This window comes from Ruegeria sp. C10 (assembly GCF_056537805.1).
Window position 1 is genome coordinate 999,942 of the sequence record NZ_JBQFSC010000001.1, and the last position, 13,028, is coordinate 1,012,969.

Consider the following 13,028-nt stretch of genomic DNA (forward strand, 5'->3'; position numbering starts at 1 on the left):
CATGGAACGCAGCTTTATCGCCAAGAACCCATCCGTGCTGGTCTTTCTTGCCATCCTGTCCCTGTTCACCCTGAGCGTAACCATCCTGTCCGAGGGTTTCGGGATCGGTGTAATCTCGACCAGTTTCGTCAAAACGCTGGGCAAAACCCTGTGCCTTTGCCTGATCGCAGTGGCGATGGACCTGGTCTGGGGCTTCACCGGCATCCTGTCACTGGGTCACTTCGCCTTCTTCGGGCTGGGGGGCTACATGATCGGCATGTGGCTGATGTACGAACGCACCCGCCTGATCGTGGTCGACTCGCTGGCACAGGCCGAAATTCCACCGACGTCGTCCGAAGTGGTGGACGCGATTGGAACACAAGTCTTTGGCGTTGTCGGATCGTCGGAGTTTCCGTTGATCTGGGCGTTCTCCCACAGCCTGACCCTGCAACTGATCCTGGTTGTGCTGGTCCCGGGTCTGTTGGCGCTGGTCTTCGGATGGTTGGCTTTCCGGAGCCGTGTCACCGGTGTATACCTATCGATCCTGACACAGGCGATGACGTTGGCACTGGCCCTGTATCTGTTTCAGAACGACAGCGGGTTGCGTGGGAACAACGGCTTGTCCGGCCTGCAGAACCTGCCAGGTGTCACCGCCTCGCAGGACGTGGTGTCGATCTGGTTCCTCTGGGCCTCGGCGCTGGCCTTGGGTCTGGGCTATATGCTGGCGGCGTGGATCGTGTCAGGCAAGTTCGGCTCGGTCATCCGCGGCATTCGCGATAACGAGGCACGGGTGCGCTTCCTTGGCTATTCAGTCGAGGTATTCAAGCTGGCCGTCTTCACCCTGACTGCTTGTATCGCGGCCATTGCCGGCGCGCTTTATTACCCGCAAGCAGGCATCATCAACCCCGAGGAGATGGCCCCTATCGCCTCGATCTATTTGGCCGTCTGGGTCGCCATCGGTGGACGAGGCCGATTGTACGGCGCGGTAATTGGTGCAGCTTTTGTCAGTCTTCTGAGCACGTGGTTCACGGGCGGACAGGCCCCGGATATTCCGCTTGGATTTTACACGATCAAATGGGTCGACTGGTGGCAGGTGCTATTGGGCATAACTTTTGTGTTGGTTACGCTGTTCACCCCGCAGGGTATCGGAGGATTGTTCGACTTGTGGACCGACAGCCGCCACCCGGACAGGCATGGGGCAAATCTGGGACCGGATGACGGCGCTCTGCACGAGAAGGAGGCCATCGAATGAGCACTTTGCTTGAGGTTAGCGGCGTTTCGGTCACTTTCGATGGTTTCCGTGCTATCAACAACTTGTCGTTTCAGATCGGCGAGGCCGAGCTTCGCGCCGTGATCGGCCCAAACGGGGCAGGCAAGACCACGTTCATGGACATCATTACAGGTAAAACCCGGCCCGATGAAGGACGTGTCATCTGGGGGGAGAAATCGGTATCTTTGTTGGGGCTGTCCGAGGCAAAGATCGCGCAGGCTGGGATCGGAAGGAAGTTCCAGAAACCTACGGTTTTCGAAGACCAGACCGTGCAGGAAAACCTGTTGATGGCGCTTCAGAACAAACGTGGCTGGCTTCACGTGCTTTTCTATCGAACCTCCACTGACGATTTGCAAAAAGTTGAAGGTCTGGCTGTTGAAATCGGTCTGAATCAGAGTTTAAGCCGCAAAGCTGGTGAACTGAGCCACGGTCAAAAGCAGTGGCTGGAAATTGGCATGCTGCTGGCTCAGGAGCCACGACTTTTGCTGGTGGACGAGCCTGCCGCTGGCATGACACCGCAGGAGCGCGAACACACCACCGACTTGCTAGTACAAGCCGCCAGAACCCGTGCCGTTGTAGTGGTGGAACACGATATGGAATTTGTACGACGCCTGAATTGCAAAGTCACGGTTCTACACGAAGGGTCCGCCTTGGCTGAAGGCAGTCTTGATCACGTGACATCTAACCAGGACGTCATCGACGTATATCTAGGGCGCTAAACAATGCTGAAGCTAACAGAACTGACTTTGCATTATGGGCATTCGCAAATCCTCAACGGGATTTCCATGGAAGCCAGACAAGGTGAAGTGACTTGCGTGATGGGGACCAATGGTGTCGGGAAAACCAGCCTTATGAAAGCAATATCAGGTAAGCATCCGCGATCGGGCGGCAGTCTGGAACTGGACGGGGAAATTCTGGGCGTCCTGCCTGCTCATCAAATGGCGTGGAAAGGTGTGGCCTATGTCCCACAAGGTCGTGAGATATTTCCTTTGCTCACAGTTCGCGAAAATCTTGAAACGGGGTATGCCTGTCTGCCTGCCAGCGAACATTTCATTCCAGGTGATATATTTGATATGTTCCCGGTCCTCAAACAGATGCAAAACCGTCGCGGAGGTGACCTTTCTGGCGGTCAGCAGCAACAGTTGGCGATCGCGCGGGCATTGATAACACGACCACGCTTGCTTCTGTTGGACGAGCCGACCGAAGGTATTCAGCCCAACATCATCCAACAGATAGGCGAAGTCATCCGACACCTCAGAACCACGAGAGGAATGGCAATCATTCTAGTGGAGCAATACTTTGACTTTGCCTATGAACTTGCCGACAGATTTATCGCGTTGCGACGAGGAGAAGTCATAATCAACGGCACCAGGGAAGACGTGACACGCGATGAGTTGCTGCAGGCTGTAACAGTCTAGTGCTGATACTTGAAATTGCTTTCGGAATTGAAGGATGAAATCCAAAATTTGGCACAATCTAAGCTCGGCACATGGTGTGATCATCTGAACAGGTTCAATTGAAACTGTATTTTCTTCTGAAACCCGATCGTGCGATGTCTTCCGGCTTGAAGTGCAAATATTTTTTGATCAGATGACGAACTTCATTTCGTCCTAAGGCTCGACGTGGACGCTCCTCCAACTTGCACCGCAATTAACGTAGTGACGGCTTTCTAGACGCACCTTTGTTGTGGAAGGCTTTTGAGCCGCAAACGGCAAAACCTGTACGCCGAAGAATTGCCAAATGACTAACAGTCAATGACTTAAGTGTCATTGGAGGGTAAAACTATGTATCGCACAACTTTCCTGTTGAATGTCACACAAACCTGATCCAACCGTCATAGTCAGACCAGAAAAGCAGGGTACTTTCGACATCGGAAGGCGCTGCCAACGTTGGGCATCAGTTGAATTTGACCTTTGCGTCCTAAGCTTTCCGCAATAGCGGGGGCGCTGCAGCCGGAGGGCGGCCCGGTTACGCGAATCTACTCCGTCCGAGGCAGGAGCAAAGCAGTGCATCTTGATGGACTGTAAGAAGCCGCATCGCGTTACAACAATCTAACCTTTGTCCTGCGCGAAACATCCAAAGTGGACCGCCTCGACGCATCGGCCTTTTTCGGTTTCGCGAGAGACATGGTAGAAAAACCGTTTTGCATTGCGGACCCGTCACCCTTCGGGATGCATTTTGGAAAGGCCTTAAAGAAAAAGGCCAGTTCGCCCGACGCTTTCACTACGCGTTGTTCGAGATCCGACAGGTATTCAACGTCCGTTTTTGTTGTTGGCGGTGTAATCAAATGCTGCCTCCAGCTCTACACTCAGACTTGCGGCCAAATCAAAAAACCGTCGTCGGACGGTCTCGGCGTAGGGATTGGCCTTCTCAATCGCTTCGAATACCTCTGGCGCATCGTGCTGAACCATGGAAATCGCCTCAGACAGCAAGTCAAAACTCTTCGTGGTCATGCGCGTTGGCAGCGGTCCCATTCGCAGAAGCACTTTGGCGATGAGGTGCGTGAGCCCTTGGACTACTGCCGCTTCTTGGTCGTGATCTTCTGGAGTTGTCATGATGACAGTCAGACCCAGTGTCTTGCGCAAAAACGCAGCAAGTCTGGCATGTTGCCTTCCCTGAATGGGGCAGACGGCAATTTTCAAACCCTTAATACCTGTCGCAGCACTCTGAGGACCAAACAACGGGTGGGTCGCGATTATGTCTACATCGTTCGGTAGCCGCCGCCGCATGATTTCCGAGGGAACTACCTTTACTGAGCCTACATCAACAATCAGCGCGCTGGGCTTACAAGCAGCCGCGATCTCGCTGACAACTTGCTCAAATGAGGACACTGGTGCAGCAATGAGGACCACGTCAGCCTGCGATACTGAGTATAATGATGACAGACGTACTCCGAGTTGCTTTGCGGCCTTGGCAACGTCTGGGGACGGATCGTAAGCAGATATTTCGAAGTGCTGGCTAAGATGAAGGGCTGCAAGCTGTCCGAACGCACCAAACCCCACGATACCTAGTGAAGTGTTTTGATTTCTTCTGTTGTTGTTCATTTTTCGACCTTTAAATTTGCCGCCCGGCACAAGGTCGATTGTTTGTTGACCGCTGTCAGGGGCAGCGGAAACTAATGATGAAGCACCCGCAGCTATCGAAGCTGAGGATAATAGTCCTGGAGTGCAAAGAACGATTTCATCATGACAACAGCGATAAGACACCCGAGAGAGCAGAGTCAACGATATTGCGGCATAGCGGCAATCGGCTAGGGCGCTGCGTTTTAGAGTTTTGGATTCTATGCGGCCGTTCGGCCAACTCGATTTGAAGCCCGCATTGCGGGTAAAGTAGATGTTGCTCTTGACTCAGACTGTCCTTCTGGCAGCCGATTACTCGGCTGCCAAAGCCTTGTGCCGGCAATAACATGATGCTTTAATTGGCACTTCGGCTCGGGCAGCGGCCTTGTCCAGTTGTAGTTTTATTTGGGGCGCTTCAACCGTTTCACCGCGCCGAGTCAGGCATTCGTACAAGCCGTGCAAGCTCCAGACATTGCCTGGGTGCTGGCAGGCCCGGCTAAGCGTTGCATCCAGACCAAGGTCGGCGCGATAGACGCTTTCCGCTTCCACCATATGGCCTTGCTCCAATAATAAAGCGCCGAGCGCATGCCGAGTGGGCTGCATCCAACCCCAGGGTTCGTCATAGGGCAGCGCATCATCAATCTCGACCGATCTGCGCAGATGCTCGAAAGCGCTCTCGTGCTCTCCCTTGTGATAGGCTAGCTCACCTAGCATCATTTGCTCAGCAACCTTCAAGATGTCGAGGCACGTGTTGTTGAACAGCATTCTGGTTTCAGGTACCTGATCCAAAGCTTCATAAAACTTTACCTTTTCACCATCGGCTTCAGTGATCTTGTGCTGGTTCGCCAAGGCAACGGTTCGCGCGTACCGCATCATGGCGGTAGTGACGCAGAAAAGCTCTTCATCCACTGGCAGGTCCTGATCGAGTATCTCTTGCCAGCGTCCGAACCGGATCAGAACATGTTGCTTCATAGGGATGAAACCTTCGAACCAGTCGGCCATGGGGCGAAGGGTCTCCGCAGGTAATGTCGCAATCAATTCTTCCGCCGCTTCTATCGCTGCACTCGGTTGTCCGAGGAACATCGCCCCGTAGATCTTGAAGTGGTAATTGTGGCAGCGATAAACGGAGTAGAAGTTGTCGGGGCCTTCGTGCTTCAGAAACTTCCTGTCGGCAACGATGGCCGCTTGATTGCGAAGCACCACGTTCATGTAGTCACCGCACAAAACGTCGACATGAGTAGGCATATGCAGTAGGTGCCCGGCGTCCGGAATCAGTGTGCTGAGCGCATCGCCATGGCGCAGCGCCCTTTCGGGGTGCGGGGACATTTCCATCAGATGGATATACATGTGCAGAAGCCCAGCATGTTCCCATGCGCCAGGAAGAGAGGAGAACGCTGTGTCGAGCACGCCAATTGCCTCAAGCGTGTCTGCGCCTTCGGCTGGCTTCCCGGTCGGTAAATCCCAAAGCTGCCAAGGCGTCCGGTTCATGATAGCCTCGGCAAGGACGGCGCACACGTCCAGATCATTGCTGAATTCGGCATGGACTTTGCGCATTGCGGTAGCAAAGGCATCATTCCAGGGTCTGAAATCCTCTACGTCTGGCGAACTCGGATAGCGGGATGGGATCGCCTCGATCAAGGCACGTTCAATTGGTGTCAATCGATCTAAAAGCGCGGTAGCGGCTTCGATTGATGCACTTGCCAATGCGATGCAGTCGGGCTTCTCGTCGTCCTCAAAAGTTTCCCAAGGCTTGTTGTAGTTAGGTCCGATGCAATACGCGATGCCCCAATGCGCCATCGCACAATCGGGGTCTGCGGCAAGAGCCTTTTGAAAGCAAACTATCGCCTCTTCGTGATTATAGGCATATGTCCACGCCAAGCCCCGATCAAACCATCTCTGAGCGTTATCTGACGACGTTGAAATCTTACGAGTGTAGTCGCCGAGGTCGTAGTACTCCATCGGGATTTCCCCCCACTAAATTCGCTAAGTTTATCATGAAACGCCTTGAGTCGATAGCGACGCCGCAATTTGGCGAGAAATGGAGTACCTGCTCATTCTTTTAGCTGATTTGCGCTCACTGTTGTCATGTGGGCGCTTCTGTCTGATGACGCCTGTCTTCGCTATGCGGTTCTTGGCTGTCTCCGGTTCGAGGTTTCAGTCTTTCAGGTCCGGTTCTTCCGTCTGCGTAAGCTCATCAAGATCGAGGCAAGGACAGAGACTCGGACAAAACGGCCTTTCGCAAAAAGACGTATCTGCAGGCACTTTACGTGACTGTATCTCCGATTTTCCGACTTTTAGAGACCTTGCGAACGGTAATCTCGAAGCAAAAAACACGCCTTCTGACAAGTTATCGATTCTAACATCTTATGGGCGTGGTAGAGTTTTCGAGCAATCTTGCGGGAAATAACTATGAGCCAACGTCGCCTTGCTGCAATCCTGTCTCTCGACGTCGTCGGCTTCAGTCGGATGATGCAGGGTGGCTCAAAGGCACTGCTCAAAACACTGAACACGCTGTACCGCGATTTGGTGACACCAATCGTCGGACAGCACCATGGCCGGGTGGTCAAACTTCTTGGCGATGGGGCACTAATAGAATTTCCGTCAGCGAGTCACGCACTCGAAGGGGCAATCGCGATTCAATCCCACCTTAGAGAGCCAGACCATCCATATTTGGTTCCAGAACGCATTCAGCTTAGAGCAGGCTTGCATGTAGGCGATGTCACTGTGGACGGTGAAGATATCTTCGGAGACGGCGTAAACATTGCGGCACGTCTCCAAGCGGCAGCTGAACCCGGTGGCATTCTGGTCTCAAAAGTACTCTGCGATCTTGCCGGGTCGGATTATGCCAACCGATTGCACAGAGAGGGACTGCGGACACTCAAAGGTATTGCACAGCCGATTGAGGTATTGTCGATTAATTTCACTGATGAAGGTGTATCAAAGTCACGAGTTGATTTCGCCAAAACACAAGAAATCCGCTACTGTCAAACTGATGACGGCATTAGTCTGGCTTGGAGCGTAGTGGGTGACGGATCCCCGGTTGTTAAAGCACCAAGTTGGATTGGACATCTAGAACTGGACTGGCGCAATCCTGCGGTGGCTCCAATTTGCACTTCGGTTGCGCAACATCACCGACTAATTCGATTTGATGCACGGCTCAACGGTCTTTCCGACTGGGATGCAGAAACTTGCACGTTCGATAGGCTCGTTGATGACTTGGAAACCGTTTACGACGCGGCTGGTTTAAAGCGCGCGCCAATCCTTGCGATTTCACAGGGGTCTGCTGTAGCCGCCGCCTTTGCAGCCCGTCGACCAGACCGGGTCTCGGCAATTGTTATGATCGGTGGTTTCCCAGTAGGACGAGCAAAACGTAAGTCTCCGAAGGATGTGGAGCGGGCTCTGGCTATGAAACACATGATGACTGCAGGGTGGGACGACGAGTATCCGTCTCTACGCGATTTGATGGCGCAGATCATTGTGCCAGGCGCGAGCCAAGAAGCCCGGCGGCAATATGCAAAAGACATGAGCCAAATGATCTCGCCCGAAAACATGGGACGGTATCGCGATGTGATCGACCAAATTGATATCCAGAAAACATTGTCAAAGGTTGAAGTGCCGTGCCTAGTTTGTCATGCGACGGGAGATAGGATGCAACCGGTCGATCAGGGACGGCTGTTCGCAAAGGGATTGCCCAACGCGAAGTTCATCGCCTACGAAAGCTCTAACCATGCCATGCCGGACAACGACCCAGAGTGGCCGCGTTTCGAGAGAGACGCATTGGCTTTCTTAGCAGAACACAAGTGAAAGGTTATGTCAGATTAACTAGGCTTCACCGTGGCACGGGATGGCGTTTGGGAATGACCAGACCAAACTCCGTCAAGTACTTCAAAAGCATTCCCGAGGTCATTCGCCCAATCGTGATCCTGGTAGGCATCGACCGCTATCCGGCGATTGAAGTAGTGGTTTGCTTGGTCCGCAGGGGAACTGACCACTCAACCAAAGATCGCTTCATATTAAACCCGTTAAACATCGCTTGTCGTTTGTTTTATCCCATTTATGGCGAGCGGGTTTGAAGGTGCTGGCTGAAGTATGCGTACCCGATCCGCAGTTTGTACAGGGAGCAACTATGGCCGCTTAGGTAAACAAACGTTGGGCATGCGATGAAGTGGGCTTTTGTTCGCAGCCTATTCTGCGCGGTTGCACCTGCATCCGGTCAATTTGCGCGCTTCGCAATCGACTAGTGCCTTGAGCCGATCTACCACCTCAACGACATCGAGGTTTAGCGCTTTAGAACCCACTTATGCGTTCTATGAGCCAGTACATCGATACTGACCCGATGCCATAAGCGGCAATCACAGTCGCCCTTGGGCTAACTGGACGTGCCATCAATCGCCAGATCGCGACAAGAAGTGCCAAAGCTCCGACAAAGCTCAACTGCCCAACTTCGACGCCTAGGTTGAAGGCAAACAAGGCTGCGGGAATATCGTTAGAGGGAAGTCCTATCTCGGCCAAAGCGCCTGCAAAACCAAGGCCGTGCAAAAGCCCAAACCCGAAACAAACGATCCAGGGCTTTTGTTTTGAAAGTCGAAAACGCCCGTCGCCGCCCTTAACAATTTCCATCGCCAAAAATACGATAGAAAGCGCAATGACGGCCTCGACCGGCGGGCCGGGGACATTCAGAAATCCCAGCGTTGCCAGTGCCAGTGTTATTGAATGTGCCAAGGTGAATGCCGTGATTGCTCCCGCCAGTCTCCACGGATCAGGGACCAAAATAAATAGGGCGAAGACGAAGAGCAGATGATCCCAGCCTTCTAGTATGTGTTCATAACCCAACTGAAAATAGGCTATGAAAACAGACCATGTTGTCTGTTCAAAAGGTATATTTTGGATGGCAGCATCCGGGGTGAAACGAAGCGTGGCAGGCTCGGCGTGCAGAGGATGCACACGGACCAAAACGTCGTTCTTTTGTGCCGCCAGTCCGTCGATCTCGATGGATTGGCCCGCGATCTCAGCACGGCATTCGACAACCCAGGAAGAAACCCACGCTCGCCCATCGGAGATTGGGTCAGGGCCGTGTGAGGGTGTACAGCCATCCGGTAACACCGCATCAATCGCCATTGGTTGACCATAAACATCTGGTTTTCGCCAATGAACACTCCAAGTGTCCGTAGTGATTTGTCGAATTTCCAAGTATCCCGGATCAAGCGCATGCGCGTTGGCGTACCCCGTGGGCCACGCGAACAGCAGAGCAAACATCAAACTGAGTATGAAATTCATTTGACCTGACCTGTGAGATCGGGTGCTGTGATCTCATAATTGTCGGCAAGAGCCTCGTATTGCGCCTGCGCCAAATCTTCGCTCATGGCGCGACGCCAATCACGAAGCACCACACTGTGGATCTCTTGCAAGCGAGGTATCCGGCTTGGTTCAATGGCAAGCACTTTCACCAGATGGATGCCGTAACCTGATTGGACCGGCCCCATCCACTGACCTTTTTCGAGATTGGCGAAACCATTGGAAAATCCGGTTCCAAAGACCGAATCGATTACCCGTGTCGCGGTTAGGGGCATTGATGCAGGCAGCAGTGTCGCGCTTTCCAAGCCGGAAGTCTCTTGTTCCGCACGCAAGGCGGCCAGTGCCCTTTCAATCTCGGTCTCACTTGGTCCTTCACCAAGAAAAACTTGAGTGAACGCGACCTTGTTGGGTGTCGCGTAGCGGTCCGTGTTTTGTTGGAGGAAAGCCTCTAGATCTTCGTCTTCTGGAATAACTGAAGCGGCGATGGCTTCGGTCAGAAAATCCATCTTTTGGCTCAGCCGCGACCTGATCACGCTATCTCCGCGTTCCAAACCAAGTTTTCTTGCTTCCCTAACTAATACTTCTTCGCGAATTGAAGCGTCGACCAACGCTTGTAACTCGGAACCGCTTGGCTGGCGTTTCCACCTTGCTTCGAACTGTGAAGCTAACAGCGCGGCATCACTTTCGCTTATAGCTATCGTCTCCGGATCTGCAGCGGCGTCGTTATCTGGTGATATTATGTGGAACCAAATGAATATGGCAGCTCCGATCAAGAAGAAATGGAACAGAGGTTCTTTCACTATTCGCATGAAGGCTCCTGCGTGAAACGCGATACGGCATTATGTTTTATGCTGGCATCAGGCAGTTGAATAACACAAGGAATTGCAACTCAAGGCGCGCCGCTTATCATAAGAGCGTCCCGAGTTAGTGATTGCGACCTGGGTCCCCAAATCTGCACGAAGTAAGGTCACTCTGCAGGCGTGTACCAAATCGGCGAGGAATACGCGCGCTCCTGATGCGTAAGTACCGCATCTTCTGGCAGCTCCGCACCAAACCTCAGTTTGTCGTACAACACCCAGCGTGGGGTTGGGATTTCGAGCGCACGTACGTAATAGAATGCCCGCGCATTTGGATCGAAATCAGGATCAGACCAAACGGTTACCAGTTCGGCGGTTCCAATTGTATTGGTCCAGCTGGCGGTTTCCAGATCCACGGTATTCCCAACCGCAGGGATCTTGCCGTTTTGATCGGCAACACGGTTGTCCGACCATGCCACGTCATAGACGTTTTCCTGCAAAGCACCTTCGGAATCGAGCCATCCCTTTATCACCTGTACACGATCCAGGTTGGCCCCGACCGGGTCGCGCAGAGCAGCGATCAGGAATGTGGGCGGACCTTCACCCTCGCGAGGTCGCAGATCCGAACCCATTGGAACACCTTTTGTGTAGCCCACATCCGCAAGGAAGCGAGTTTCAACATCAGCGTCATCGAAATCCCATCCGCCAAAGAACCGTAGACCAATCCGCGGTCCAGTGCTCGCGTAGGTTTCGCGCCGCTTGAACGCATCGAAGATCGCAGCGCGAGTATTGTCGGTCGCCCAAACGGCCGTGTACCCGGAAGCTACAAGGAGGTCGCCAGGAATTTCGCCAAGATCGTTGGCGATGAAAGGATGCTTTATTCTCGTGGCCGAAGGTTCAACGCTGACGGATTTTCCGAAGAAGTTGTCTTCCTCAGCAGTTGCCAGAGACGTATGGCTGTCCGTCGCGCCACCCATGCCAAACTTATATGGGTTCACGCCGAACTTATCTTCCAACAACAAACCGCGCTTCAAGGCTTCTCGGGCGTACTCGCCGGCCAGCATGTCATCGGTTTTCAGCTCGGTTATGTCGAGGTTGCCAACGTCCCAGTTTTCGTAATCCGCGAATTCGTCGTCGGGGCTCAGATAGGGGTGCGCTTCGCCATCGCCCTTGATCTGAGTGACTTCGTAATGGGGTTCCCATTTTGCGCGGGCAGCCACATATTCCTCGTCGACCTTGCCACCGTGATAGGTGTCTTCGGTCGGGAACATCCATCCGTTCGAAAGGTTGCCATTATGGGCGAAAGCTACCGCGCGACCACCCGTTTTTTCTTGATAGTCATCTAGCCATGCATACAGCGTTCTTGGGTCGGTATCACCAAATGGCGGTTGCGTGACTGGTGGCACCATCTGAAGCGCCCTGATGGGCCCATCGCGCAGCATAACATTCCGGTGCAGGTTGAAGCCCTTGGGTACAGAAGTCCACTCGAACCCTATGAACGCCGTGAAATTGCCGGGGTCGTTATGTTCTTCCGCAGCCAGAACGATTTGCTCCCATGTAAAAGCAAAAGCGTCAGCACCCGGGCTGTAGGAGTCCAGAAGGACTTCTGGCAGGGTCATTTGCGAGAAATTGGTGATGATATCGAACGCCGCTTTGCCGGCCTCTTCGCCGCCTGCCTTGTAACCTTCGTACCATTCCAAACCTTTCGGATCGGCAAGAACGCCTGGCTTGCCAGCCTGAAGGTCAGGGGCGAATCCCATTAGGTCAGTGTGATCCGTGAGAACCATCCAGTCCAAAGGCCGGGCCAGTCTTACTGGTTGACCCGTTGAAGAAGTAACCTGTTCACCTTTTGCAAAACGCCATGCTTCATCAGGCAACAGAGTGTTCCCAAAAGCACCTGCGTCCAGCGAAAGCCCGGTGTGAAGATGCGTGTCTCCCCACAGCGGTCGCTCGGGGAAAGTGCGTTCGGCATACGGGGAATACGGTTGATCTGAGAACAAGCCTGCCGCGGCTTCTTCACTTGGAACAGCATCTGCAAGGACAGTCGAAGATGCCAGCCCTAGTGAGATAGAACAAACAAAAGCTCGAAGCATGTGGAACTCCTAAATCAAGATAGCGCGGTGGTGCCGATGACCTACAACTCAAGAATTTATATTCCTATTTATCTATATAACATCAATTTTCCGTTTGTGGGGATATTCCGCTTTTGGCATTGTCACGATGGTACACTTAGGAGTTTGTCTGAAGAAGTTGGTCTAACAATAACTCCATAAGCCATCTCCTAGATTGTTGTGCTCAACATCGATAACGGAAGCTTTAGAGAAATTGCGACTCAGCACCGCTAGGATTGGCAAATGCTCGGCCGCCCTCCATTGCAGCAGCCATCTAACTTTAAGATGAAGGCCTGAGATGGATCTTGGGATGATTTAAGATCAGCAACTCGCCGCAGCCCAAACCAGGCCTTCAAACCTGCGCCTTGCAATTCTAGCTTTGCAGACTTTGCCGCTATTAGCGATTAACTGTTTTAATGTCCGCTCTCAGATCAAAGAAGAAAGCGAAAAAAAGCGGTCAGGCTAAGGAAAGCTGACCTTCGACGACCCGGAGCTGAAGGCCCCGCTTGCGGACAAA

General features: G+C 53.0%; 9 protein-coding genes. 4 read left to right on the forward strand and 5 right to left on the reverse strand.

The annotated features are described in order from the left end of the window. Position 1 precedes the first annotated feature (1 nt). Genes urtC through urtE form a run of 3 tightly spaced genes read left to right on the forward strand, consistent with a single transcriptional unit; the run spans position 2 to position 2,667 of the window. Entirely contained in the window at positions 2-1,231 is a 1,230-nt protein-coding gene (gene urtC, locus ACR0DE_RS04680; RefSeq protein WP_480752098.1) for an urea ABC transporter permease subunit UrtC, read from the forward strand. Then, positions 1,228-1,968: an urea ABC transporter ATP-binding protein UrtD gene (urtD, locus tag ACR0DE_RS04685; protein ID WP_170597606.1), complete on the forward strand. Its 741-nt coding sequence runs from the start codon at positions 1,228-1,230 to the stop codon at positions 1,966-1,968. Before urtC ends, urtD begins: the two co-directional genes overlap by 4 nt. 3 nt (positions 1,969-1,971) lie before the next feature. Next, positions 1,972-2,667 carry an urea ABC transporter ATP-binding subunit UrtE gene (gene urtE, locus ACR0DE_RS04690; RefSeq protein WP_480752103.1) on the forward strand — a complete coding sequence of 232 codons (696 nt, stop codon included), beginning with the start codon at positions 1,972-1,974 and terminating at the stop codon, positions 2,665-2,667. A gap of 834 nt (positions 2,668-3,501) precedes the next feature. On the opposite strand, the gene ACR0DE_RS04695 is transcribed toward urtE, so the two are convergent. Further along, positions 3,502-4,455 (reverse strand): prephenate dehydrogenase/arogenate dehydrogenase family protein, encoded by a 954-nt coding sequence (locus tag ACR0DE_RS04695; protein ID WP_480537050.1) that lies wholly within the window; start codon positions 4,453-4,455, stop codon positions 3,502-3,504. 165 nt (positions 4,456-4,620) lie between these two features. Continuing rightward, on the reverse strand, positions 4,621-6,267 hold the full coding sequence (locus tag ACR0DE_RS04700) for a hypothetical protein (RefSeq protein WP_170565409.1): 1,647 nt from the start codon (positions 6,265-6,267) through the stop codon (positions 4,621-4,623). Positions 6,268-6,717: 450 nt separating this feature from the next. Between ACR0DE_RS04700 and ACR0DE_RS04705 the strand changes: the two genes are divergently transcribed. Continuing rightward, on the forward strand, positions 6,718-8,112 hold the full coding sequence (locus tag ACR0DE_RS04705; RefSeq protein WP_480752105.1) for an alpha/beta fold hydrolase: 1,395 nt from the start codon (positions 6,718-6,720) through the stop codon (positions 8,110-8,112). Positions 8,113-8,595: 483 nt separating this feature from the next. On the opposite strand, the gene ACR0DE_RS04710 is transcribed toward ACR0DE_RS04705, so the two are convergent. The 3 genes from ACR0DE_RS04710 to ACR0DE_RS04720 all read right to left on the reverse strand — a co-directional run bounded on the left by ACR0DE_RS04710 (position 8,596) and on the right by ACR0DE_RS04720 (position 12,493). Then, a complete protein-coding gene (locus ACR0DE_RS04710; protein ID WP_480752107.1) occupies positions 8,596-9,585 on the reverse strand; it encodes a HupE/UreJ family protein in 990 nt (329 codons plus the stop codon). Beyond that, positions 9,582-10,412 (reverse strand): peptidyl-prolyl cis-trans isomerase, encoded by an 831-nt coding sequence (locus ACR0DE_RS04715; RefSeq protein ID WP_480752109.1) that lies wholly within the window; start codon positions 10,410-10,412, stop codon positions 9,582-9,584. Before ACR0DE_RS04715 ends, ACR0DE_RS04710 begins: the two co-directional genes overlap by 4 nt. Before the next feature lie 158 nt (positions 10,413-10,570). After that, entirely contained in the window at positions 10,571-12,493 is a 1,923-nt protein-coding gene (locus ACR0DE_RS04720; protein WP_480752111.1) for a DUF3604 domain-containing protein, read from the reverse strand. Between the last annotated feature and the right edge of the window lie 535 nt (positions 12,494-13,028).

What these genes read in the sequence shown, in the direction of transcription:
- urtC (WP_480752098.1), top strand. Translation starts at nt 2, where the DNA reads ATGGAACGCAGCTTTATCGCCAAGAACCCATCCGTGCTGGTCTTTCTT.
- urtD (WP_170597606.1), top strand. Translation starts at nt 1,228, where the DNA reads ATGAGCACTTTGCTTGAGGTTAGCGGCGTTTCGGTCACTTTCGATGGT.
- urtE (WP_480752103.1), top strand. Translation starts at nt 1,972, where the DNA reads ATGCTGAAGCTAACAGAACTGACTTTGCATTATGGGCATTCGCAAATC.
- ACR0DE_RS04700 (WP_170565409.1), bottom strand. Translation starts at nt 6,267, where the DNA reads ATGGAGTACTACGACCTCGGCGACTACACTCGTAAGATTTCAACGTCG.
- ACR0DE_RS04705 (WP_480752105.1), top strand. Translation starts at nt 6,718, where the DNA reads ATGAGCCAACGTCGCCTTGCTGCAATCCTGTCTCTCGACGTCGTCGGC.
- ACR0DE_RS04710 (WP_480752107.1), bottom strand. Translation starts at nt 9,585, where the DNA reads ATGAATTTCATACTCAGTTTGATGTTTGCTCTGCTGTTCGCGTGGCCC.
- ACR0DE_RS04715 (WP_480752109.1), bottom strand. Translation starts at nt 10,412, where the DNA reads ATGCGAATAGTGAAAGAACCTCTGTTCCATTTCTTCTTGATCGGAGCT.
- ACR0DE_RS04720 (WP_480752111.1), bottom strand. Translation starts at nt 12,493, where the DNA reads ATGCTTCGAGCTTTTGTTTGTTCTATCTCACTAGGGCTGGCATCTTCG.